At 60.0% G+C, this 22,105-nt stretch carries 19 protein-coding genes; 4 read left to right on the plus strand and 15 right to left on the minus strand.

The annotated features are described in order from the left end of the window. Positions 1–49: 49 nt before the first annotated feature. Together ACZZ0K_RS01435 and ACZZ0K_RS01440 are read left to right on the plus strand one after the other, a co-directional pair. Complete coding sequence (locus tag ACZZ0K_RS01435; RefSeq protein WP_041477814.1) at positions 50–739, plus strand: energy-coupling factor ABC transporter permease; 690 nt, start codon at positions 50–52, stop codon at positions 737–739. Positions 740–804: 65 nt separating this feature from the next. Continuing rightward, positions 805–1,020: a hypothetical protein gene (locus ACZZ0K_RS01440; protein ID WP_016773148.1), complete on the plus strand. Its 216-nt coding sequence runs from the start codon at positions 805–807 to the stop codon at positions 1,018–1,020. 7 nt (positions 1,021–1,027) lie between these two features. On the opposite strand, the gene yacG is transcribed toward ACZZ0K_RS01440, so the two are convergent. Genes yacG through pilB form a run of 5 tightly spaced genes read right to left on the minus strand, consistent with a single transcriptional unit; the run spans position 1,028 to position 5,639 of the window. Next, the gene (yacG, locus tag ACZZ0K_RS01445; RefSeq protein ID WP_016773149.1) at positions 1,028–1,228 is read right to left on the minus strand and encodes a DNA gyrase inhibitor YacG; all 201 of its coding nucleotides are present in this window, start codon (positions 1,226–1,228) and stop codon (positions 1,028–1,030) included. Then, positions 1,225–1,848 (minus strand): dephospho-CoA kinase, encoded by a 624-nt coding sequence (gene coaE, locus ACZZ0K_RS01450; RefSeq protein WP_236168694.1) that lies wholly within the window; start codon positions 1,846–1,848, stop codon positions 1,225–1,227. Before coaE ends, yacG begins: the two co-directional genes overlap by 4 nt. Beyond that, positions 1,845–2,717, minus strand: coding sequence for a prepilin peptidase (locus tag ACZZ0K_RS01455; protein WP_252878912.1), 873 nt, complete (start codon positions 2,715–2,717; stop codon positions 1,845–1,847). The genes coaE and ACZZ0K_RS01455 overlap by 4 nt, the downstream gene beginning before the upstream one ends. Position 2,718: 1 nt before the next feature. Beyond that, positions 2,719–3,936, minus strand: coding sequence for a type II secretion system F family protein (locus tag ACZZ0K_RS01460; protein WP_095181835.1), 1,218 nt, complete (start codon positions 3,934–3,936; stop codon positions 2,719–2,721). A 2-nt stretch (positions 3,937–3,938) separates the two neighbouring features. Beyond that, on the minus strand, positions 3,939–5,639 hold the full coding sequence (gene pilB / locus ACZZ0K_RS01465) for a type IV-A pilus assembly ATPase PilB (RefSeq protein WP_056790439.1): 1,701 nt from the start codon (positions 5,637–5,639) through the stop codon (positions 3,939–3,941). A gap of 226 nt (positions 5,640–5,865) precedes the next feature. On the opposite strand from pilB, the gene ACZZ0K_RS01470 reads away from it, so the two are divergent. Both ACZZ0K_RS01470 and ACZZ0K_RS01475 read left to right on the plus strand, forming a co-directional pair. Further along, the gene (locus tag ACZZ0K_RS01470) at positions 5,866–6,288 is read left to right on the plus strand and encodes a pilin (protein WP_252876912.1); all 423 of its coding nucleotides are present in this window, start codon (positions 5,866–5,868) and stop codon (positions 6,286–6,288) included. Positions 6,289–6,581: 293 nt separating this feature from the next. Continuing rightward, positions 6,582–6,935, plus strand: coding sequence for a BON domain-containing protein (locus tag ACZZ0K_RS01475; protein ID WP_071173629.1), 354 nt, complete (start codon positions 6,582–6,584; stop codon positions 6,933–6,935). Between the two features lie 264 nt (positions 6,936–7,199). On the opposite strand, the gene ACZZ0K_RS01480 is transcribed toward ACZZ0K_RS01475, so the two are convergent. From ACZZ0K_RS01480 to ACZZ0K_RS01525, 10 genes are all read right to left on the minus strand, one after another. After that, entirely contained in the window at positions 7,200–7,499 is a 300-nt protein-coding gene (locus ACZZ0K_RS01480; protein WP_252878910.1) for a DUF2845 domain-containing protein, read from the minus strand. Further along, complete coding sequence (locus ACZZ0K_RS01485) at positions 7,496–10,447, minus strand: DUF748 domain-containing protein (protein ID WP_258707210.1); 2,952 nt, start codon at positions 10,445–10,447, stop codon at positions 7,496–7,498. Before ACZZ0K_RS01485 ends, ACZZ0K_RS01480 begins: the two co-directional genes overlap by 4 nt. Positions 10,448–10,669: 222 nt before the next feature. After that, complete coding sequence (locus ACZZ0K_RS01490) at positions 10,670–11,686, minus strand: class I SAM-dependent rRNA methyltransferase (RefSeq protein WP_252882696.1); 1,017 nt, start codon at positions 11,684–11,686, stop codon at positions 10,670–10,672. Between the two features lie 142 nt (positions 11,687–11,828). Continuing rightward, positions 11,829–13,766, minus strand: coding sequence for an acetate--CoA ligase (gene acs / locus ACZZ0K_RS01495; RefSeq protein ID WP_252884844.1), 1,938 nt, complete (start codon positions 13,764–13,766; stop codon positions 11,829–11,831). A 201-nt stretch (positions 13,767–13,967) separates the two neighbouring features. Continuing rightward, positions 13,968–15,632 (minus strand): glucose-6-phosphate isomerase, encoded by a 1,665-nt coding sequence (gene pgi / locus ACZZ0K_RS01500; RefSeq protein WP_016773160.1) that lies wholly within the window; start codon positions 15,630–15,632, stop codon positions 13,968–13,970. A gap of 358 nt (positions 15,633–15,990) precedes the next feature. Further along, positions 15,991–16,851: a pantoate--beta-alanine ligase gene (gene panC, locus ACZZ0K_RS01505; RefSeq protein WP_056790423.1), complete on the minus strand. Its 861-nt coding sequence runs from the start codon at positions 16,849–16,851 to the stop codon at positions 15,991–15,993. Further along, a complete protein-coding gene (gene panB / locus ACZZ0K_RS01510) occupies positions 16,848–17,648 on the minus strand; it encodes a 3-methyl-2-oxobutanoate hydroxymethyltransferase (RefSeq protein WP_041477826.1) in 801 nt (266 codons plus the stop codon). Before panB ends, panC begins: the two co-directional genes overlap by 4 nt. A 396-nt stretch (positions 17,649–18,044) precedes the next feature. Next, positions 18,045–18,530: a 2-amino-4-hydroxy-6-hydroxymethyldihydropteridine diphosphokinase gene (gene folK, locus ACZZ0K_RS01515; RefSeq protein WP_252882693.1), complete on the minus strand. Its 486-nt coding sequence runs from the start codon at positions 18,528–18,530 to the stop codon at positions 18,045–18,047. Positions 18,531–18,533: 3 nt separating this feature from the next. Next, on the minus strand, positions 18,534–19,934 hold the full coding sequence (locus ACZZ0K_RS01520) for a polynucleotide adenylyltransferase PcnB (protein ID WP_056790418.1): 1,401 nt from the start codon (positions 19,932–19,934) through the stop codon (positions 18,534–18,536). A gap of 731 nt (positions 19,935–20,665) precedes the next feature. Then, complete coding sequence (locus ACZZ0K_RS01525) at positions 20,666–22,102, minus strand: sigma-54-dependent transcriptional regulator (RefSeq protein ID WP_041477828.1); 1,437 nt, start codon at positions 22,100–22,102, stop codon at positions 20,666–20,668. Positions 22,103–22,105: the final 3 nt, after the last annotated feature.

Raw genomic sequence — 22,105 nt, forward strand, 5'->3', positions numbered from 1 at the left:
CCTTCGGCAGCTCCTACAAAAAGCGTGTCGAGTAGCAGGTGAGGGAATCATGATCGGTGCCGAACTGCTTTCAACGGCAAGCCTGACACTCGGCTGGCTGATTTATCTGCCGGCGCTGCTCTGGGCGATCATGCGTGCGCCATGGGTCGAGCTGTTCAGCGACAGTCGTCGGCAGCACTTGCTGTTCGGCACGGTGTTCGCGCTGTTTCTGCTGTGGCTGGTGCGCAGGGATTTCGACACCGGCGTGTCGTATCACTTCATCGGCATGACCGCGGTCACGCTGCTGCTCGATTGGCCGCTGGCGATTGTCGGCGGGCTGGTTGCGCAGATTGGCCTGGTGTTGTTGGGGCGACAGGATCTCGCAGCGGTCGGCGTCAATGGCGCGTTGCTGATTCTGCTGCCAGTGCTGATCACCGAATGCGTGGCGATTCTGGTCGAGCGTGCGCAGCCACGAAATCCGTTCGTTTACATCTTCTGTTCCGGTTTCTTCGCCGCCGCGTTGTCCGGCCTGTTGTGCCTGATCCTCAGCCTGACGCTGCTGTGGTACGACGGCCTCTTCGCCATGCCGGAATGGCTGGAAGATTTCGTCGGCTACCTGTGGTTGCTGCTGTTTCCCGAGGCTTTTATCAACGGCATGGTCGTCAGTGCATTGGTGGTGTTCTGCCCGGAGTGGCTGGAGACCTTCAACCGCACCCGTTACCTTTCGGCGCCGTGGAAGGACGACGATCCGAAGTCTTGATCCACATCAAACCGGCCATGCCGCAGAGATTTCATGCTCGCGCAAATTCCTTCAGGAGCAGTGGCATGGGCGTTTATGAATGGGCGCGGCAGGAAACCCGGCAGAGTCTGGAGCTGGCGCAGGAAGTGGGCTTTGACCCGGGCCTGAGTTTGCGCGCCCTGCTCAGCGCCGTGGTGCAGCAAAGCAAGGCAGTGCGCAATGCCGAAGACCTGGCCGACGAGTTGCGCTTTCTCGCGGAGAACCTCGACGACAGTCAGGACTACGGCTTTATGCGGCCCTGATCAGCGATCAGTGACGCGGATCGAAATCGCCGGAAAACAGCTCGTCCTCGGCATCCGGGGCGACCGGAATCTTGTGTTCTTCCGAGGCCCAGGCGCCGAGGTCGATCAGTTTGCAGCGATCGGAGCAAAACGGACGGAATTTGTTCGCCGGGGTGAATTCGACGGGGGCGCCGCAGGTTGGGCATTCAACGGTTGGAATCTGGCTCATGCTTGGCCTCCGGATAAAGTCAGATAAAAGTGATGCAGACGCTCGACCTCGCTGTGCAGCCAGGCGAGGTCGCGGTCGTTGACGATCACGTCGTCGGCACGGCTCACGCGGTCTTCACGGCTCGATTGCGCCTTGAGGATCGCCTGCACCTGCGCTTCGCTGGTCTGGTCACGCTGCAAGGTGCGTTCGATCTGCAGTGGTTGCGGCGCATCGATGACCAGAATGCGCTGGGTCATCGCGTATTGCCCGGACTCGATCAGCAACGGTGAAACCAGAATCGCGTAAGGCGATTTTGCCTGCGCCAGATGATGAGCGATTTCTTCGCCGATCAAGGGATGCAACAGCGCCTCTAGCCAACGCCGCTGTTCAGGGTCTTCAAAAATCAGTTTGCGCAGGGCGGCGCGGTCCAGCGTGCCATCGGCCTGCAACACGCCGGAACCGAAATGCTCGGCGATTTTCGCCAGCGCCGAACGCCCCGGTTCGACTACCCAGCGCGCCGCATGATCGGCATCCACCACATGCACACCGAGATCGATGAAGTGCTGCGCCGCCGCACTTTTGCCGCTGCCGATGCCGCCGGTCAGGCCGAGAATCCAGGGTTTTTCCACAGGGGTATTCATTTCAAACCGACAGACTGCCAATAGAAGTCGGTTATTTGACCACCCCAGAGCAAGGCAATCCAGCCGGCAATTGCCAGAAAGGGTCCGAAGGGGATCGGCGTCGAGGTTTCCTGGGCGCGCAGACGCAGCATGACAACGCCCAATATCGCCCCCACCAGGGAAGATAGAAGAATCGTCAGCGGCAGAATCTGCCAGCCACCCCATGCGCCGAGCAAGGCCAACAGCTTGAAATCGCCATGGCCGATACCGTCCTTGCCGGTGAGCAGTTTGAACAGCCAGAACACCGACCACAGCGCCAGATAACCCGCGACCGCGCCCCACAACGCATCGGGCAACGCCACGAACACGCCGAAGCTGTTGACGATCAGCCCCAGCCACAGCAGCGGCAGCACCAGCACATCGGGCAGCAGCTGATGTTCGCAGTCGATCAGACTCATCGCCAGCAAGCCCCATGTCAGCAAGATCAGCAGACCTGCCGGCCAACCGAAGCCGAGATGCCAGGCAATGAATGCCGAGAGGACGCCGCAGGCCAGTTCGGTCAGCGGGTAACGTTTGCTGATCGGCGCCGAGCAGCCTGAGCATCGCCCGCGCAGCCACAGATAACTGAGCAGCGGAATGTTTTCCCAAGGGCGGATCCGGTGTCCGCAATGCGGGCACGCGGAGTGCGGCAGCATCAGGTTGTAGGTCGGCACAGGCGTTTCAGTGGGCAGGCCGAGCACATCATGGGCCTGCTGGCGCCAGTCGCGCTCGAGCATCTTCGGCAGGCGCCAGACCACTACGTTGAGGAAGCTGCCGACCACCAGCCCGAGCAGCAGCGCGCTGACCACAAAGGCCAGCGGATACACGGCAAACAGTTCGTCGATAGGCATGTCAGATCGCTGAGCCAAGCTGGAAGATCGGCAGGTACATGGCCACCACCAGTCCACCGACGATGACCCCCAGCACCACCATGATGAACGGCTCCATCAGGCTGGTGAGGTTGTCGACCATGTTATCGACTTCCGCTTCATAAAAACCGGCGACCTTGTCGAGCATGTCATCCAGCGCGCCCGATTCCTCGCCGATGGCGGTCATCTGCACCGCCATGTTGGGAAACACACCGGTGCTGCGCATGGAGAAATTCAGTTGCATGCCGGTCGAGACGTCTTGCCGCACGCGCAGCACCGCGCGCTTGAACACCACATTGCCGGTGGCGCCGGCGACCGAATCCAGCGCTTCCACCAGCGGCACACCGGCTGCGAAAGTGGTCGACAGGGTGCGGGCAAAGCGGGCGACGGCGGACTTGTACATCAAGGTGCCCACCAGCGGCAGCTTCAGCAGCCAGGCATCGCGACGGTCGCGCAGGGCCTGGGATGTCTTCAACGCGTGGCGAGTGCCGAAAAACGCTGCCACCAGCGCAAAAAGAATCGCCCACCACCACTGCTGCATGAACTCCGACAGGCTGATGATCATCAGGGTAAAGCCCGGCAGTTCGGCGCCGAACCCGGAGAATACCGACTGGAACTGCGGCACCACTTTGACCAGCAGAATGCCGGTCACCACCGCCGCCACCAGCACCACCGCAGTAGGGTAAGTCATGGCTTTTTTGATCTTGGCCTTGAGCGCTTCGCTTTTTTCCTTATAGGTCGCGACCCGTTCAAGCAAGGTGTCGAGGGCGCCAGACTGTTCGCCGGCGTCGACCAGATTGCAGTACAACTCGTCGAAGTATTGCGGTTTCTTGCGCAGGGCCGTAGCGAAGCTGTTACCGGCCGCGACCTCCTGTTTGACCTCGTCGACCAGTTTGCGCATGGCCGGGTTTTCGAAGCCTTCGCCGATGATGTCGAAGGACTGCAACAGCGGCACGCCGGCCTTCATCATGGTCGCCATCTGCCGGGTGAACAGGGCGATGTCCTGCGGTTTGATGCGTTTGCCCAAGGTCAGCAGGGAGGCGGATTTCTTGCGCACCTTGCCCGGGTTTATCCCCTGTTTGCGCAGTTGCGCCTTGATCAGTGCGGGGTTCTGTCCGCTCAACTCGCCGCTGACTTTACTGCCTTTGCGGTCGGTGCCTTCCCAGGCGTAAACGCTGACTTTCGCTGCCTTGACCGCCATGTTCAATCCTTGGTGACCCGGTTGATTTCCTCAAGGCTGGTGATGCCTTGCATGGCCTTGTGCAGCCCGGAAGTGCGCAGATCGGCGAAGCCGTCGCGGCGCATCTGAATATCGATTTCCAGCGAATTGCCCTCGGCCATGATCAACCGTTGCAGGTCCGGTGTGTTCTTTACCACTTCATAAATCCCCACGCGTCCTTTGTAACCGCCATTGCAGTGATCGCAACCGACCGGCTCGTAGATCGTGAAATGGCCGATGCGTTCCTCGGGGAAGCCTTCCTTGAGCAAGGTTTCGTGCGGGATTTCGAGCGGCCGCTTGCAGTGTGCGCACAACTTGCGCGCCAGGCGCTGGGCGATGATCAGGCTGACCGAGGTGGCAATGTTGAAACCGGGAATGCCCATGTTGTGCAGGCGCGTGAGGGTTTCCGCCGCGCTGTTGGTGTGCAGGGTCGACAGCACCAGGTGGCCGGTCTGCGCAGCCTTGATTGCGATCTCGGCGGTTTCCAGGTCGCGGATCTCGCCGACCATGATCACATCCGGGTCCTGACGCAGAAACGAGCGCAGCGCCTGGGCGAAGTCCAGCCCTTGGCGGGGATTGACGTTGACCTGATTGATGCCTTCCATGTTGATTTCCACCGGATCTTCGGCGGTGGAAATATTGATGTCGACGGTGTTGAGGATGTTCAGCCCGGTGTACAGCGACACGGTTTTACCGGAACCGGTGGGGCCGGTGACCAGAATCATCCCTTGCGGCTGTTTCAGTGCGGCCAGGTACAAGGCCTTTTGTTCGGCCTCGTAGCCCAGCGCATCGATGCCCATTTGCGCACTGGACGGGTCGAGAATCCGGATCACCACTTTTTCGCCCCACAGAGTCGGCAGGGTGTTGACGCGGAAATCGATGGATTTGCTTTTCGACAGGCGCATTTTGATGCGGCCGTCCTGAGGTTTGCGCCGTTCCGAGATATCCAGACTGGCCATTACCTTCAAGCGCGCGGCAATGCGCCCGGCCAACTGGATCGGCGGCTTGGCCACCTCGCGCAGCATGCCGTCGGTGCGCATGCGCACCCGATAGTTTTTTTCGTAGGGTTCGAAATGCAGGTCGGAAGAGCCGCTTTTGATCGCATCGAGCAGCATCTTGTGCACAAAACGTACGACCGGGGCGTCGTCGGCATCTAGGCCGCCAATCACGTCCTGTTTGTTGTCATCAATGGACTCGACGTCGAGGCCGTCGAGATCGACATCGGCCATTTCCTCCAGGCCCGAGGCATGGCTGTCGAAGAACTTGTCGATGGCGTCGCTGAGCTTGTCGTCCTCCACCAGAATCGCTTCTGTGCTCAGGCCGGTGCTGAACTGGATGTCGCTGATCGCCTGCTGATTGCTTGGGTCGGAAAGGCCCACGAACAATTTGTTGCCGCGCCGCCAGAGGGGCAGGGCGCAGTGCTGGCGAACCAGTTTCTCACTGACCAGGCCCTTGGGCTGAGTCTCTTTGTCGAGGCAATGTAGATCGAGCAGGGCCATGCCGAAATGTTCCGAGGCGATCTCGGCAATTTGCCGGCTGTTGACCAGTTTGTTGTGCACCAGGTAATTGACCAGCGACACGCGATTGCGCTGGGCCTGCGCCCAGGATTGCCGGGCGCTTGTTTCCGTGAGCAGTTCGGCCTGGACCAATTGCTTGGCCAGACCGCTCAGAGCGATGTCATTCATGGGGATTCCGCACGCTTGCCGTTCATGACTTATAGCCTAGTCAAGTGACAGCGCCAAACACGGCCGGTGCAGGTGACAAAAAGTGTCAGATAGTGCGGTTGCGGGTTGTAGGAAACGGCACAGTGGATTGCGCGCGCCCAGCAGGCGGGGGCAAAAGGGCGTTGGCATGGGCTGTGCTGAGCCTTGTTCAGATCATGAGATTTCGACTCATGCATGGAGCGTGTCTATGAAAAAACAACAAGGTTTCACATTGATTGAGCTGCTGATCGTCGTGGCGATCATCGGCATTCTGGCGACGATCGCTTTGCCGCAGTATTCGAAGTATCAGGCGCGGTCGAAGGTGACGGCGGGGCTGGCGGAGATCAGCGCGATGAAGGTGCCGTTTGAAGACCTGATCAATCAGGGGACAAATCCAAGCTTGGCGGCGGTGAAAGGCGATAACGTCACCACTACCTCCAATTGCGCTCTGACTGCCTCAGGTACCGCTGCAGACGGAGCTGGAACGATTGTATGTACGTTGGCCAACGCGCCAGCGCCTGTATTGGGCAAAACCATCACGCTGACTCGTACGGCGGCCGGCGGCTGGAGTTGTGGCACTACGGTCGCTCCTGACTATTCGCCAAAAGGCTGCGCTGCCAGTGGGACTTGATCCATTTGTTGCACCCAGAATGCCCCGCATCGCGGGGCATTTTCATATCCCGACCACTTAACAAAAGCTCCAATAATTTCAGCAGCTTATGAACTTTCCAAAAAACCGCAACTTGCATGCGAAGATTGAGCGAGTCATGCATTTTGCATGAAAATGAAAATTGGCATTTTTCATAACTCATTGTTTTTAAAAGAATTTATATGGAAAAAAGTTGGCACAGCGTTCGCAATATATCCGGTAACCCTGCTGACAAGCGTTACAGCAGACTTCCAGTAAAAACAGGAGTTACTCGTATGAAGAAGTTCGCTATCACTGCCGCTGCTACCGCTCTGACCCTGACCATGGCTGGTGGCGCTTTCGCCCAGTCCGCTCAGGCTACCCAGTCGCCAATGGTTCTGGCTGCCGGTGAAATGACCAAGGCTAAAGAAGAGACTTCCGATACCTGGATCACCACCAAGGTCAAAGCTGATCTGGTCACCGAAAAAGGCATTCCAGGCACTGATATCAAAGTCGAAACCAACAAGGGTGTAGTTTCCCTGTCGTCGACCACTGCGGTAACCGAGTCGCAGAAAGAAGTCGCCGTAGGCATCGCCAAGAAAATCAAAGGCGTTAAAGCGGTCTCCGCTGACGGCCTGAAAGCCGAGTAAGGCAAGACTTCTCGCCTGAACCGGGAGAAGACGCGACAGACGGGCCGAGCAATACGTCTGCCGCAACTTTAGAGTTCATGCGAACGGTCACACGGATGTGACCATTACAGGCCCCGGCACTTGTGTCGGGGCCTGTTCTATTTTGGGCAATACCAATGTGGGAGCGAGCCTGCTCGCGAATGCGTAGTGTCAGCCGACAAGTTCGTCAGTAGACAGACCGTATTCGCGAGCAGGCTCGCTCCCACAGGGTGAATTTCGTTCGGCTTAGTTACCGCGTTTGCTGTTGATCTGCCTCAAGCGATTACCTTCAAAGCGCAGGTACTGGTACATGCCGTTGTTCGGCCCGTAGGTCCATTCCTCGACCTGAAACTCTTCGCGGCGATTGGCACTGCGCTTGTAGCCGAGCACATCGCGACTGACCGGCTCACCACATTTTTGCAGCACTTCGCTGGCGCGGTCGCCGAGGCTGATCAATTGGCTGCCGCAGCGCAATGTATCCGAAGCCGACGCATGGCCGGCGGCGCACGTGAGAGCGAGCGCCATCAACCAGTTACGCACGGTCATTCGGCATCCAGGTGCATTTGCGTGACCACGCGGCCATCGCTTTCGGCCTCGCCGAGGTTGGCGTCGATGAAATACACGCGGTCATCCTCGAGCTTGCCCTTGTCGACCAGGTAATCCTTGATGGTGCTGGCGCGGTCCTGGCCCAACTGTCGCAACAGCACGTCGCTGCCACTCCAGAATGCGATCACGCCTTGGCGCATTTTCGCCGTGCGTTCTTCTTTGCCGAGGTCTTTCCATTCTGCCGGTGGCTGGGTTTTCAAGCGGGTGCGGTAGATGCCTTCGAGCAACGCGCCTTTCTCGCTTTCGGGCACTTGCAACAGCGAGGCCTGGGCCGGGACTTTGTCGCCACGGCGCTGGAGCATCTTGTAGTAGTTGTACTGATATTCGCGTTCCAGACGTTGCTCGGCCAGCAGTGGCCCATCGCTGCTCTTCGCAGCAGTGCCTTCGATTTCCAGGCGCAGCGCCGGACGTTCCTTGAGTGCCTGCGACAGTTTCACCAGCGCCGCTTCGGCGTCTTTGCTCAGATCGCTGGAGCCCGGCGCGAAGGACACCGTGCCGAGGTCTTCGGAGCCGCCGCCACTGACCAGCCCGCCGATCATTTTGAACGGTGCGGCGGCCGCTTTGACGATCAAATTGCGCAGGGTTTGCCAGACGATCGGCATCACGCTGAACTGTGGATTATTCAGGTCGCCGGTCACCGGCAATTCGATGGAGATCTTGCCGTCGACGTCCTTGAGCAGGGCGATCGCCAGTTTCAGCGGCAGACTCACTGCATCAGGGCTGTCGACCTTCTCGCCCAGTTGCAGCTGCTCGACGACGACCTTGTTCTCGGCTTTCAGCTGGCCTTTGGTGATCAGGTAGTGCAGATCGAGGTTGAGCCGGCCCTTGCGGATGCGGTAGCCGGCGAATTTGCCGGAGTAGGGCGTCAGGGTCGTCAGTTCGACGCGCTTGAAGCTGGTGGCGATGTCGAGGCTGGCCATCGGGTCGAACGGATTGACCGCACCCTTGATGGTCACCGGCGCATAACGGTCGACCTTGCCTTTGATATCGACGCTGGCCGGCTTCGCCTGACGACTGTCAATGGTGCCGATCTGACCGTTGAGCTGCTGCACGGCGGTGGCGAAATTCGGCGTCAGGCTGAAGTCGGCGAAGTTGGCCGAGCCGTCGTTGATCGCAATCGCGCCGATGTGAATGCCCAGTGGTTTGTCCTTGCCGGCCGGTTTGGCTGCGGTGCTTTTTGCTCCGCTGTCGGCCGGTTGCGGGATCAGCAGGTCGTCGACGTTGGTGGTGCGATCGTCGTTGATCATGAAGCGCACATACGGCTGCAACAGATTGACCTTGTCGATCGACAGGCTGTCGCCGTGCTGATAATTGATGCCGTCGACCACGACTTGCTGCCATTTGAGGAAGTCGCGGGTCTTCAGCGTATCGAGGGTGTGCAGTTGATCAATCTGCGCGCGGCCGGTGACGCTGAGGGCCAGTGGCTCGGTGCTCTTCAGGTTGACCTTGAGGTCACTGCCGAGCATGCCGCTGCGCAGTTCCAGGCGAATGAACGGGTTGATATAGGACTGTGCGACACGCAAGTCGACGTCCTGGGTTTTCACGTTCAGCTGTGCGTTGACCGGGGCCAGATTGACCGTGCCGTCGGCGCTGATCTTGCCTTGCTTGCCCAGGCCGCTGTCGAGCTTGAGCTTGAAAGGCGAGCCGTTGAGGCTATCGAAATCCTGCAGATCGACGTTCAGCGGGGTGATGTCCAGCGCCACCGCTGGTTGCGCCGAGCGGTCGGCGAGATGAACCGTGTAGTTGCGCAGTTGCACATCCTTGACCAGCACCTGCCATGGCTTGCTCGGGGCGCTTGGCTCAGGTTTCGGCGAGTCGGCGGCGGCCGGTGCATCCGCCGGTTCGGCAGCGGCTTTGGCAGCCGGTTTCGACGGCTGGCTGGCGAACAGCTTCTGCCAGTCCAGTTGGCCGTCAGCTTCCAGCGCCGCCCAGGTTTCCAGTTTGTTGCTGCGGATCTTGCCGACCACCACTTGCTGCTTGGCCAGGTCCAGCGAGGTTTCGCTGACGTCGAGGCGTTCGAGCCTGGCCAGCGGACGTCCGTCCGGAGCCTTGATGGCGAACGGCGCAATGCTCACCGCGACGTTGTTCAGCAGCAGTTCGGTTTGTTTCGACAGGTTGAGTTTGTACTCAGTGCTGAGGCTGACCACGCCGTTTTCCAGCACCAGCGGCACGGCGTCACGCACGTAAGGCCAGAAGGATTTCATCTGGCCATCGGTGACTTTCAGGGTGCCTTCGGAGGTGAACGGGATCAGGCTGAAATTGCCGGTCCAGTCGATCCTCCCGCCAGCGGGGCCGATGGCGACGAGGGTCATGTCGGCGCTGTCCTCGGGCAAAGTGCTGAGGTTTTTCAGCTCGAAACTGAGGTCGTCGTAAAGAAATTCGATCGGCTCGCTGGGCCGCATATCCTCGAAATGCACCACGCCGCCGGCCAGTTTGATGTTGTCGATACGCAGCGGGAATGGCTTGGCGTCGGGATCGGCGGGTGTCGGCTCGCTCGGCGGCACGTTGAACAGGCCCAGCAGGTTGAGCTTGCCGTCCTTGGCGAAGAGGATTTCGCTTTTGGGTTTGTCCAGTTCGATGTCGGACAGATGCAGCGCTTTGGTCCAGAGGCTGTCGATTTGCAGATTGGCATAGAGGCGATCGAAGCCGACCTGCTCCTTGCCCGGCTCGCCGATGACCAGGCCCCAGAGGGTGACCTCAAGGCTGAACGGGTTGAGTTCGATGCGCTGCAGATGCGCCGGCACCGTCGCGTAGTTCGCCAGTTGCTGGTTGGCCACGCGCAAGGCAATGCCCGGCAGGATCAGAAACCCCAGCAGGCTGTAGAGGGCCAGGGCTGTCAGCAGTGCGCCAATCGCGCGAATCAATCCTTTGGGCATGTGCGGCTTCATCTGTCTGAATCGGAGTGCCTTGGAGTATGGCACGCGATTCTGGTTCCGAAGTGCTTGATGTGGGACAGGATTGTTCAGAAATTTCTGTAGGAACAGATACCCATTGTAGGAGTGAGCCTGCTCGCGAATGCGCTGGTTCAGTGAAAAACAAGTCGACTGACACTGCGCTTTCGCGAGCAGGCTCGCTCCCACAGGGGAATGTAATCGCTCATGCTTGAGGGATTAGAGCTGCAAAATCAGTGTCTTCAACGGTGGCTGCTGGTCCCGCGAGGGGAAGTCCGCACCCGGGGTCATCACGCTCCATTCGCGCACCGGGCGGCCGGCCTTTTCGGCGCAGCGCAGTACTTGTTCGCGCCAGTCGTCCATGCTGACTTTCGCCAGGTTGTTGCAGCAGATCAGTACGCCATTGTCGGCGGTGGTCAGCAGCGCGGGTTTGAGCAGGCTCTGATAATCGCGCAGCAGATCGACGGTGCCGAACGCACTTTTGGCCCACGCCGGCGGGTCGAGCAGGACCAGATCGTATTGGCGCTGTTCGAGGCGCTGATAGCTCGGCAGCTTCTGCCCGCGCCGCACGCTGATCGGCAGGCCAGCGAGCTGGCGGATCGCCGGGAAGTAATCGGACTGAATGAATTGCATCTCCGGCAGTTGCGGGTTGAGCAATCCATTCTCGCGACCGACCGCCAGATTGCCTTCGGCAAAGTCCAGGTTGCACACCTCGCGCGCACCGCCTGCCGCAGCACTGAGACCAACGCCACAGGTGTAAGCGAACAGGTTGAGCACGCTTTTGCCTTGCGCGTGGTCCTTGACCCAGCCACGGGTGTTGCGCAGGTCGAGGAACAGCAGCGGATCCTGCCCGGCATGACGCCCGCGCACGCGGTAGTTCAGACCCCATTCATGCCCGACCAGATCGGCCAGTGCAGCGTCATCGGCTTTATAGACGCTGTCTTCGCGATCGATCCGCGAGTTGCCATGGGAACGGTCGTTGTAGACCAGCAGGCTGTCGAAGCCCAGCGTCTGGTTGACCATGGCATGCAGTTGCAGCAGGTCGTCACGTTCGAGCGTCTGGTGAAAACTCTGTACCAGCAATTGCGGGCCGTAGCGGTCGATGGTCAGGCCGCCGGCGCCTTCCTGGCTGCCGTGGAACAGCCGATAGCAATCGGTGCCCTGGCTGTGCAGCACAGCGAGCAGGTCCTGGCGTTGATCGAGGGCGGCGCGCAGCGCCTGATTCAAGGAAGACATGCGGGCGCCTTGCTGAAAAAACGCGAAGCTTAGCAGTCGCGGAGCTACAAGCGGCAAGTTTCTAGCTGCAAGCTAAAAGCGAAAAGCGAAAAGCTGCGCGGACCGCTTTAGCTTGCAGCTTGTAGCTAGAAACTTGCAGCTCTCAAGTATTGAGCCGTTTATCAACGAGGTCCTGCACCACACTTGGATCAGCCAGAGTCGAAGTATCGCCCAGACTGTCGAGCTCATTGCAGGCAATCTTGCGCAGAATACGCCGCATGATCTTGCCCGAACGGGTCTTTGGTAGCGCCGGCGCCCACTGGATCAGGTCCGGTTTGGCGAAGCTGCCGATCTCCTTGCTGACATGCGCCAGCAGGTCTTTCTTCAGCTCTTCGTTGGCCTCGGTGCCGTTCATTGGCGTCACGAATGCGTAGATGCCCTGGCCTTTGACGTCGTGGGGATAACCAACCACGGCGGCCTCGGCGATGCTGTCGTGCAGCACCAGTGCGCTTTCCACTTCGGCGGTGCCGATGCGGTGGCCGGAAACGTTGATCACGTCGTCGATGCGTCCGGTGATCCAGTAATCGCCGTCCTCGTCACGGCGGGCGCCGTCGCCGGTGAAGTAATAGCCGGGGTAGGGTTTGAAGTAGGTGTCGATCATCCGCTGCGGATCGCCGTAGACGCTGCGAATCTGCGCCGGCCAGCTGGATTTGATCGCCAGCACGCCGCTGCCGGATCCTTTGATTTCCTTGCCGGCTTCGTCAAGCAATACCGGTTGCACGCCGAACATCGGTTGCGTCGCGCAGCCGGGTTTGATCCGTTGGGCGCTGACCAGCGGGCTGAGCATGATGCCGCCGGTTTCGGTCTGCCACCAGGTGTCGACGATCGGGCAGCGCTGTTCACCGACGGCATTGAAATACCATTCCCACGCTTCCGGGTTGATCGGCTCACCGACGCTGCCGAGCAATCTGAGGCTGGCGCGCGAAGTTTCCTTCAATGGTCCGGCGCCTTCGCGCATCAGCGCGCGCAGGGCGGTGGGTGCTGTGTAGAAAATGTTGACCTTGTGCTTGTCGATGACCTGCCAGAAGCGCGAACTGCTCGGGTAGCTCGGCACGCCTTCGAACATCAGTGTGGTCGCACCGTTGGCCAGCGGCCCGTAGACGATGTAACTGTGGCCGGTGACCCAGCCCACGTCGGCGGTGCACCAGAACACTTCGCCGTCGCGGTAATCCAGCACGTACTTGAAGGTCATCGCCGCTTGCAGCAGATAGCCGCCGGTAGTGTGCAGCACGCCTTTGGGTTTGCCGGTGCTGCCGGAGGTGTAGAGGATGAACAGCGGATCTTCGGCGTCCATCGGTTCCGGCGGGCAGTCGTCGCTGACCTCGCGCACGGCCTGGTGATACCAAAGGTCACGGCCTTCGACCCAATCGACTTGGCCCTGAGTGCGCTCGACGACCACCACGGTGCTGACGTTCGGGCAGCTTTGCAGGGCTTTGTCGACGTTGTTTTTCAGTGGCACGAAGCGGCCGCCACGTACGCCCTCATCGGCGGTGATCACGGTACGGCAGTCGGCGTCGAGAATTCGATCACGCAGGGAATCCGGGGAAAATCCGCCGAACACCACCGAATGAATCGCGCCGATTCGCGCGCAGGCGAGCATGGCGTAGGCGGCTTCGGGGATCATCGGCATGTAGATGCACACCCGGTCGCCTTTCTTTACGCCACGGCTTTTCAGCACGTTGGCCAAACGGCAGACGTGGTGATGGAGTTTGTTGTAAGTGATCTGCGCCGACTCGGCAGGATCGTCGCCTTCCCAGAGCAGGGCGGTCTGCTCGCCGCGTTGCTTGAGGTGACGGTCGATGCAGTTGTAGCTGACGTTGAGCTTGCCGCCGGCAAACCAGGCGGCTTCTCCGGTTTTCAGGTCATAGCGCTGAACGGTCTGCCACGGCGTGCTCCAGTCGAGGAAACGCGTGGCCTGCTCGGCCCAGAAGGCGCTGGGGTGTTCAATCGATTCGCGGTACAGGCGCCGATACTCGTCCTGGCTCAACTGAGCGGCCTGGCGCACGGCATCGGCTTTGGGGAACGTGCTGATATCGAACATGACGGTTCCTTATTCTTGTGGTGCGACACGAATAAAGATGCGCCGAGCGCTGCACAGGTTCAAGTCATGTGCCAAAACAACTGTGGGAGCGAGCCTGCTCGCGAAGGCGGAATGTCAGTCAACGAAGGTGTTGAATGAAGAACCGCTTTCGCGAGCAGGCTCGCTCCCACAGGGGAACAGCGTTGTGCCAGAAGGCTTTTATCAGCCGCGATGGCGCCCGCGGAAATAGTTGATCAGGCCTTGAGTCGAGGCATCGTCAGCCACGGTCTCGTCGCTGCCGACCAGACGGTTGTATACGCCTTTGCCCAGCTCCTTGCCCAGTTCCACACCCCACTGGTCGAAGGCGTTGATGCCCCAGACCACGCTTTGCACGAACACTTTGTGCTCGTACATCGCAACCAGGGCGCCGAGGCGACGCGGGCTGATGCGTTCGACTACCAAGGTGTTGCTCGGGCGATTGCCCGGGATCACCTTGTGCGGCGCCAGTTTGCGCACGTCGTCTTCGCCCATGCCTTTGTCGCGCAGTTCGGCTTCGGCTTCCGGCAGGGTCTTGCCGAGCATCAGCGCCTGGCTCTGCGACAGGCAGTTGGCGTACAGCCACTGGTGATGGTCGGAAACCGGGTTGAAGCTGACGATCGGCACGATGAAGTCGGCCGGGATCAGTTGGGTGCCCTGGTGCAGCAGCTGGTGATAAGCGTGCTGACCATTGCAGCCGACGCCGCCCCAGATCACCGGGCCGGTATCGGTCGACACCGAGGTGCCGTCCTGACGCACGCTCTTGCCATTGGACTCCATGTCCAGCTGTTGCAAGTGCTTGGTGATGTTGCGCAGGTAGTGGTCGTACGGCAGGATCGCGTGGCTCTGCGCACCCCAGAAGTTGCCGTACCACACGCCGAGCAGGGCCAGCAGCACCGGCATGTTCTGTTCGAACGGCGCGGTCTGGAAATGCTGGTCCATGGTGTAGGCACCGGACAGCAGTTCCTTGAAGTTGGACATGCCGATGGCCAGTGCGATCGGCAAACCGATGGCCGACCACAGCGAGTAACGCCCGCCGACCCAGTCCCACATCGGGAAGATGTTTTCTTCGCGAATCCCGAAAGCCACAGCGGCGGCGTTGTTGCTCGATACGGCGATGAAGTGGCGATACAGCTCGGCTTCCGAGCCGCCCTGCGCCAGGTACCAGGCGCGTGCGGCCTGTGCGTTTTTCAACGTTTCGAGGGTGTTGAACGACTTCGACGAAACGATGAACAGCGTGGTCTCGGCGCGCAGTTTTTGCGTCAGCTCATGGAACTCGCTGCCGTCGATGTTCGCCAGATAGTGGCAACGTACGCCTTTCTGCGCGTAGGACAGCAGTGCTTCGGACACCAGCTCAGGGCCGAGGAACGAGCCGCCGATGCCAATGTTGACCACATCGGTGATCGGCTTCTCGGTGTAACCGCGCCACAAGCCATCGTGAATTCGGCCAACCAGATCGGTGATCTGGTTCAGCACCTTGTGCACTTCCGGCATCACGTTGACGCCGTTGACCGACAGTTTGTCGCCGACCGGGCGGCGCAGGGCGGTGTGCAGTGCCGGGCGGCCTTCGGAGGCGTTGACGATTTCGCCGTCGAACAGCGCCTTGATCGCGCCCTTCAGATCGACTTCATTGGCCAGGCCCACGAGCAGGTTGCGGGTCTCGGCGTTGATCAAATTCTTCGAATAGTCGAGAAACAGACCGCAGCTACTGAGGGTGAACTGATTGAAACGCTGCGGATCGGCGTTGAAGGCTTCGCGCATGCTGAAATCCTGCATGGCTTGGCGGTGGTCTTTCAACGCTTGCCAGGCGGGCAGAGCGGTAACGTCGTGAGGAGTGCGGTAGTACGCCATCGCTGCGGTTTTCCTTTTACTTGAACGGCCTTTTGAACACGGTACAGATCAACCACGGGTTTTTAGCGCATGGGATCAACTGCGTCGACACGAGATCTGGACACAGGGCGAATACAGTAAACCTCGCGCTGCGTTCTGTCTTGACTTTGTCTGACCAGATCCCTGTACTTTTTTAACATCCGCAGAGGAATCTGGCCGACAAACGGAGGTGCCCGGAAGACTTTCGCCCAACCGGCATGCACCGGAAACACATGTGGGAGCGAGCTTGCTCGCGAAGGCGTGGTGTCAGGCAACTTATAAGTCGCTGATACACCGCCTTCGCGAGCAGGCTCGCTCCCACAGGGAAATTCGTTGCTGCTTAAATCGGGCTATCGAGATTCAGGTGCAGGTTGTCGATCAACCGCGTGGTGCCGAGGAACGCCGCTACCAGAATCACCAGATCGCGATCCTCCGCCGTCGCCGGACGTAAGGTCAGGCCATGACGGATTTCCAGATAATCCGGACGCAGCCCCGCCGCTTCCAGCACCTGCAACTGCGCAGCGATCAGCGCCGGGTAATCACGCTCACCTTGTTTGATCGATTCGGCGATGCTGCTCAGCACGCGATACACCACCGGTGCCACGGCGCGCTGGTCTTCACTGAGGAAGCCGTTGCGCGACGACAGCGCTAGACCGTCCGCAGCACGTACGGTTGGCTCGCCGATGATCTGGATCGGCATGTTCAGGTCATGCACCAGTGCGCGGATCACCGCCAGTTGCTGGTAATCCTTCTGGCCGAAAATCGCCAGGTCCGGCTGGACCATATTGAACAGCTTGCTGACCACCGTCGCCACACCTTCGAAGTGCCCCGGACGGCTGGCACCACACAGGCCTTCGGACAATTGCGGCACGCTGACCCGGGTTTGGCCGGCCATGCCGTCCGGGTACATCTCTTCAACCGTCGGCGCGAACAACAGGTCGCAACCGGCTTCGAGGAGCTTTTCCTGATCGGCGGCGAGGGTGCGCGGGTATTTGTCGAGGTCTTCGCCGGCGCCGAACTGCAGCGGGTTGACGAAAATACTCGCGACGACGAAATCGACTCGCTGCGTAGCCTTGGTGATCAATGCGACGTGGCCGCTGTGCAGGTTGCCCATGGTCGGCACGAAGCCGATGCGCTTGCCTTCACTGCGCGCGCGGGCGACGGCGGCACGCAGTTCGCGTACGGTTTTGACGGTGTTCATGCAGAGAATCCGTGTTCGATGCCGGGAAACGTGGTGGCTTTGACTTCACTGACGTAAGCCTTCAGCGCGGCCTGGATGCTGTCCTGACCTTGCATGAAGTTCTTGACGAATTTGGGTACGCGGCCGGTGATCGACAGGCCGAGCATGTCGTGCAATACCAGCACCTGGCCGTCGGTGGCGTTGCCGGCACCGATACCGATCACCGGAATGCCCACGGCCTGGCTGATTTCTGCCGCCAGTTCGCTCGGCACGCACTCAAGCAAGAGCATGGCCGCACCGGCCTGCTCCAGCGCGATCGCATCGGCACGCATCTGCCGCGCCTGGTTCTCATTGCGGCCCTGCACCTTATAGCCACCGAGGATGTTCACCGCTTGCGGGGTCAGGCCCATGTGCGCGCACACCGGCACACCGCGCTCGGCGAGCAGGCGGATCGACTCCGCCAGCCACAGCTGACCTTCAACCTTGACCATGTGCGCGCCGGCCTGCATCAGCATGGCGCTGTTGTTCATGGTCTGTTCGAGGGTGGCGTTGGCCATGAACGGCAGGTCGGCGAGGATCAGGGCATCGCCATTGCCACGCTTGACGCTGGCGACGTGATAGGCCATTTCCGCCGTGGTCACTGGCAGGGTGCTGTCGTGCCCCTGCAGGACCATGCCGAGGGAGTCGCCGACCAGCAGCACTTCGACACCGGCCTCATTGCAGGCATGGGCGAAGGTCGCGTCATAGCAGGTCAGCATGGTGATTTTTTCACCTTTCTGCTTGAGGCTCTGGAGCGTGGTCAGGGTGATGGCTGGCATGTAAAAATCCTCGTTCAGGCGCTCTGGAAACTGCTGCGAGTCACGCGCGTGATTCTTCATCTACTCAGGCGCACGGTCTTGTGTCGTGCTTTGAAAGGCCTGGATTGCGCCCGTTCATGCCGGGTTGGCGGCAGCGGGACGCCTATAGTCGTGATGAGCCAACAGGAAGTCAATTGCGTGTGTTACCGCCTTGTTACGCGGGCGGTGTTACCGGCGTTACTGATGCGATTCAGCGGCTTGGCGGGCCTGATTCGAAGGATTTTTGTCTGACAAAAATTGAATGTTGAACGCTGCATTTTGTAGGAGCTGCGGAACGCTGCGATCTTTTGATCTTGATTTGAAAGATCAAAAGATCGCAGCCTCGTTTCACTCGACAGCTCCTACAGGGGATTTGTGTCAGGCGTGGGAGATGCGTTCGAGGCCGACGAACGGGCAGGCGGCCAGCAGGTCTGTCAGCGTGCGGCCATCGGCGAGACGCAGATCCTGCGGCGCCAGCTCAGCCAAGGGATAGAGAACAAACGCCCGCTCCTGAATCTGGTAATGCGGGACCTTCAGCCGTGGCTCATCGATCAGGCGATCGCCGAACAGCAGAATATCCAGATCCAGCGTGCGTGGTCCCCAGCGTTCCAGACGTTCGCGGCCCTGAGCGTTTTCGATCGCCTGCAAGGCGTCGAGCAACTCGATCGGTGCGAGCGAGCTGTCGAGGGCGGCGACAGCGTTGGTGTAGCGCGGCTGGCCCGGCAACAGTGAATCGCTTTGATAAAAGGCTGAAACGCCGGCAAGACTCGTCTGCGGCAATTGCCCCAGTGCCGCGATGGCGCTGCGCAACTGGTCGTCCGGGTCAGCGAGGTTGCTGCCCAGACCAATGTAGATGCGTTCCATCGCTTACTCGCCCGTCGCGCTCGAGGCGCCGGCGCGCTTGCGCTTGGAACCGCCGCTGCGGCGACGTTTGCGTGGCGCGCCGCTGGCATCGTCACCCTTGCCGCTGAGGTCGCGGATCATGTCGCGACGCTCGCTGTCGTTGGCGTCCTGATAATCGGTCCACCATTCGCCGAGGCCATCGGTCTCCTCACCGGCGCTTTCACGCAGCAGGAGGAAATCGTAGCCGGCGCGGAAGCGCGGGTTGTCCAGCAACAGATCGGCGCGTTTGCCACTGCGCCGTGGCAGGCGTTCCTGCATGTCCCAGATTTCGCGGATCGGCATGGTGAAGCGCTTCGGAATCGCGATGCGCTGGCACTGTTCGGCAATCAGCTCGTGAGCGGCTTCCTGCATCGCCGGAATCGGCGGCATGCCACGTTCCTGCAGACGCAACACGCGGGCCGGCAGTGCCGGCCAGAGCAGGGCGGCAAACAGGAACGCCGGGGTCACCGGTTTGTTCTGCTTGATGCGCAGATCGGTGTTGGTCAGCGCTTCGCTGATCAGCGTGTGGGTGTATTCCGGGTTGTATTCCAGCGCCTCGGCACTGGCCGGGAACAGCGGGGCGAACAGTTGCAGATCAACCAACATTTCAAAGGTGATCGCGCCGTGCCCGGAGAGGAACAGCTTGAGCACTTCTTCGAACAGCCGCGCCGACGGAATCTCGCGCAGCATCGGCGCCAGCTCACGGATCGGCTGCACGGTGTGCTTCTCGATGCCGAAGTTGAGCTTGGCGGCGAAACGCACGGCCCGCAGCATGCGCACCGGGTCTTCCTGGTAACGCTGCTTCGGGTCGCCGATCAGACGGATCAGGTGATTGCGAATGTCGTGCACGCCATTGGCGTAATCGAGAATGCGCTCGCTGACCGGATCGTAATACAGAGCATTGATGGTGAAGTCGCGGCGTTGCGCGTCTTCTTCCAGGGTGCCGTAGACGTTGTCGCGCAGAATCCGCCCGCTCTCGTTGCGCGAAGACTGGTTGCTGTCTTCCTCGTCTTCGTTGATCGGGTGATTGGCGCGGAAGGTCGCGACTTCAATGATTTCGCGACCGAAATGGATGTGCACCAGTTTGAACCGGCGACCGATGATCCGCGCATTGCGGAATTCGGCACGGACCTGCTCGGGGGTGGCGCTGGTGGCGACGTCGAAATCCTTGGGCGTGATGCCCAACAGCATGTCACGCACGCAACCACCGACCAGATAAGCCTGGTAACCGGCACCTTGCAGGCGTTCGACGATATTCACCGCATAGCGGCTGAACTGCGTTTTCTGCAGCGAATGTTGGCCGCTGTTGAGCACTTCAGGGGTGCTGCGGATGTGTTGCGTACGACGCACGGGAGTTCGGAATGACTGGAACAGCTTCTTCAGCATGGGATGCACTGTTTGAAGGAATGTTCGGCCATACCAAAAGAATGACCGCATGATGGGCGCAGATTCTAGCATTTAGTCGGGGGATGGTGTAGGACGCCGCAGATATGAGCTGCAAGCCGCAAGCTGCAAGGGTCGAACGCGGGAAACGGGGGATTTCACGGAGGGGAGAAACTACAAGGGGAGCCGAAGCTCCCCAAGAAGTAGTTGCGTGCTCTTTTTATTATTGATTCGGGCTTCTTGTTTTTGTTGAGTGCCCTCGCCACGAAGCGTTTCCTTCGTGACCCTCCCAATCGGGAGCCAAGAGCAAACGGATTGCTTTGGTCGCTGAATTGCAGTGATCTGTCGATCCAACCAGTACAGGCTCTGTCTTAGGACAGTTTTTGTTGTTCTCGGCCTGGTCGTGGGGCAAGCCCCAAATACAACGCCTCTCCAAAAGAATCAGTTAGCTGCGCCTCTCGCCGTCTTGTTTTTATTGTGCGTGAGTCGATTCGTCTTATTTTTATTGTCTTGTGCATTGCTTGTTATTGTTCTTGTACCAAACATATAGCAGGGTGCGTGCCAACTTTCGCCAAGCCCAGTAAAACAAGGGGTTAGGTCGATATAACCGTTTTGCAGGGGCGAAAAAAGCCGGGGTTGCGTTACCGATAACCCCGGCTTCTGTTACGTGAATCGACTGCGGTAACAGTTTTTTCACATTGTCATGCGTTACCCGCGCACGCGGTGGGTAACGCTCAGCTTTCGCTGGCGACCCCGGTCTTGCGTCGTGGAATGCCCAGACGCTGGCGGCGTTCCCACAGGCATTTGCGGCTGACGCCCAGTTTGCGTGCCAGTTCGGTCTCGGTCATGTGGTCCTGATGCTCGAGGACGAAGTGCTGGAAATAGTCTTCCAGCGACAGATCCTCGGTCGGCTCATGGCTGCTGTTGCTGGCGTTACCGCCGGTTTGCGGCGGCAGACCGATGAACTCGTCGTCTTCCAGATCGCTCAGCTCGATGTCGATGCCCAGCAGGTCGGCCGAAATCTCCGGGCTTTCGCTGAGAATCACCGCGCGCTCAACCGCGTTTTCCAGCTCACGCACGTTACCGGGCCACGAATAGTGCCGGATCGCCTGTTCGGCATCGGCAGCGAATTTCAGGTCGGTGCGATTGATCCGCGCGCTCTGGCGAGCGAGGAAGGCATTGGCGATTTCGTTGACGTCGGCGCCACGCTCGCGCAGCGGCGGCAGCTTCAGGGCAATCACGTGCAGACGGTAATAAAGGTCTTCACGGAACTGGCCGATTTTCGCCAGGCTCTTCAGATCTCGGTGCGTTGCAGCGATCAGGCGCACATCGACTTTCTGCGACTGCACCGAACCTACTCGGCGGATCTCGCCCTCCTGCAGAACCCGCAGCAAGCGAGCCTGGGCTTCGAGGGGCAGTTCGCCGATCTCATCGAGGAACAGGGTGCCGCCGTCCGCCGCTTCGACCAGACCGGCGCGACCGGCGCTGGCCCCGGTGAACGCGCCTTTCTCGTGGCCGAACAGTTCGGACTCGATGAGGCTTTCCGGAATCGCCGCGCAGTTCACCGAAATCATCGGCGCCTTGGCGCGTTTCGACAGATTGTGCAGGGCGCGGGCCACCAGTTCTTTACCGGTGCCGGACTCACCCTGAATCAATACATTGGAATCGGTTGGCGCGACTTTGCGGATCTTGCTGTACAGGTCCTGCATCGGCGGGCAGGAGCCGATGATGCCGATTTCGCCATTGCTGTTATCCACAGCGGCTTTGCCATTGCCGGCGGCAGGCTTGCTCGCCGTGGTTTCGCCGGCAGCTGGCGCCGACTGACGATCACGCAGGATCCGCGCAACCGCCTGGAGCATTTCATCGTGGTCGAACGGCTTGGCGATGTAATCGACCGCGCCCATTTTCATCGAGTCGACCGCCGAGCGCAGGCTGGCGTAACTGGTCATGATCAGCACCGGTGTGCCTTGCCCGAGCTTGATCAGCTCGGTGCCCGGAGCGCCCGGCAGGCGCAGGTCGCTGACGATCAGATCGAACGTAGGAATGGTGAAGCGTTCTTGTGCTTCCTGCACTGATCCGGCTTCGCTGACCTGATACTGGTTGCGTTCCAGCAGGCGGCGCAAGGCGGAGCGGATAATGGTTTCGTCTTCGACGATCAAAATGTGCGGCATTGA

It is taken from the genome of Pseudomonas sp. AC255 (assembly GCF_979258175.1).

What these genes read in the sequence shown, in the direction of transcription:
- ACZZ0K_RS01435 (WP_041477814.1), top strand. Translation starts at nt 50, where the DNA reads ATGATCGGTGCCGAACTGCTTTCAACGGCAAGCCTGACACTCGGCTGG.
- ACZZ0K_RS01440 (WP_016773148.1), top strand. Translation starts at nt 805, where the DNA reads ATGGGCGTTTATGAATGGGCGCGGCAGGAAACCCGGCAGAGTCTGGAG.
- yacG (WP_016773149.1), bottom strand. Translation starts at nt 1,228, where the DNA reads ATGAGCCAGATTCCAACCGTTGAATGCCCAACCTGCGGCGCCCCCGTC.
- coaE (WP_236168694.1), bottom strand. Translation starts at nt 1,848, where the DNA reads ATGAATACCCCTGTGGAAAAACCCTGGATTCTCGGCCTGACCGGCGGC.
- ACZZ0K_RS01455 (WP_252878912.1), bottom strand. Translation starts at nt 2,717, where the DNA reads ATGCCTATCGACGAACTGTTTGCCGTGTATCCGCTGGCCTTTGTGGTC.
- ACZZ0K_RS01460 (WP_095181835.1), bottom strand. Translation starts at nt 3,936, where the DNA reads ATGGCGGTCAAGGCAGCGAAAGTCAGCGTTTACGCCTGGGAAGGCACC.
- pilB (WP_056790439.1), bottom strand. Translation starts at nt 5,639, where the DNA reads ATGAATGACATCGCTCTGAGCGGTCTGGCCAAGCAATTGGTCCAGGCC.
- ACZZ0K_RS01470 (WP_252876912.1), top strand. Translation starts at nt 5,866, where the DNA reads ATGAAAAAACAACAAGGTTTCACATTGATTGAGCTGCTGATCGTCGTG.
- ACZZ0K_RS01475 (WP_071173629.1), top strand. Translation starts at nt 6,582, where the DNA reads ATGAAGAAGTTCGCTATCACTGCCGCTGCTACCGCTCTGACCCTGACC.
- ACZZ0K_RS01480 (WP_252878910.1), bottom strand. Translation starts at nt 7,499, where the DNA reads ATGACCGTGCGTAACTGGTTGATGGCGCTCGCTCTCACGTGCGCCGCC.
- ACZZ0K_RS01485 (WP_258707210.1), bottom strand. Translation starts at nt 10,447, where the DNA reads ATGAAGCCGCACATGCCCAAAGGATTGATTCGCGCGATTGGCGCACTG.
- ACZZ0K_RS01490 (WP_252882696.1), bottom strand. Translation starts at nt 11,686, where the DNA reads ATGTCTTCCTTGAATCAGGCGCTGCGCGCCGCCCTCGATCAACGCCAG.
- acs (WP_252884844.1), bottom strand. Translation starts at nt 13,766, where the DNA reads ATGTTCGATATCAGCACGTTCCCCAAAGCCGATGCCGTGCGCCAGGCC.
- pgi (WP_016773160.1), bottom strand. Translation starts at nt 15,632, where the DNA reads ATGGCGTACTACCGCACTCCTCACGACGTTACCGCTCTGCCCGCCTGG.
- panC (WP_056790423.1), bottom strand. Translation starts at nt 16,851, where the DNA reads ATGAACACCGTCAAAACCGTACGCGAACTGCGTGCCGCCGTCGCCCGC.
- panB (WP_041477826.1), bottom strand. Translation starts at nt 17,648, where the DNA reads ATGCCAGCCATCACCCTGACCACGCTCCAGAGCCTCAAGCAGAAAGGT.
- folK (WP_252882693.1), bottom strand. Translation starts at nt 18,530, where the DNA reads ATGGAACGCATCTACATTGGTCTGGGCAGCAACCTCGCTGACCCGGAC.
- ACZZ0K_RS01520 (WP_056790418.1), bottom strand. Translation starts at nt 19,934, where the DNA reads ATGCTGAAGAAGCTGTTCCAGTCATTCCGAACTCCCGTGCGTCGTACG.
- ACZZ0K_RS01525 (WP_041477828.1), bottom strand. Translation starts at nt 22,102, where the DNA reads ATGCCGCACATTTTGATCGTCGAAGACGAAACCATTATCCGCTCCGCC.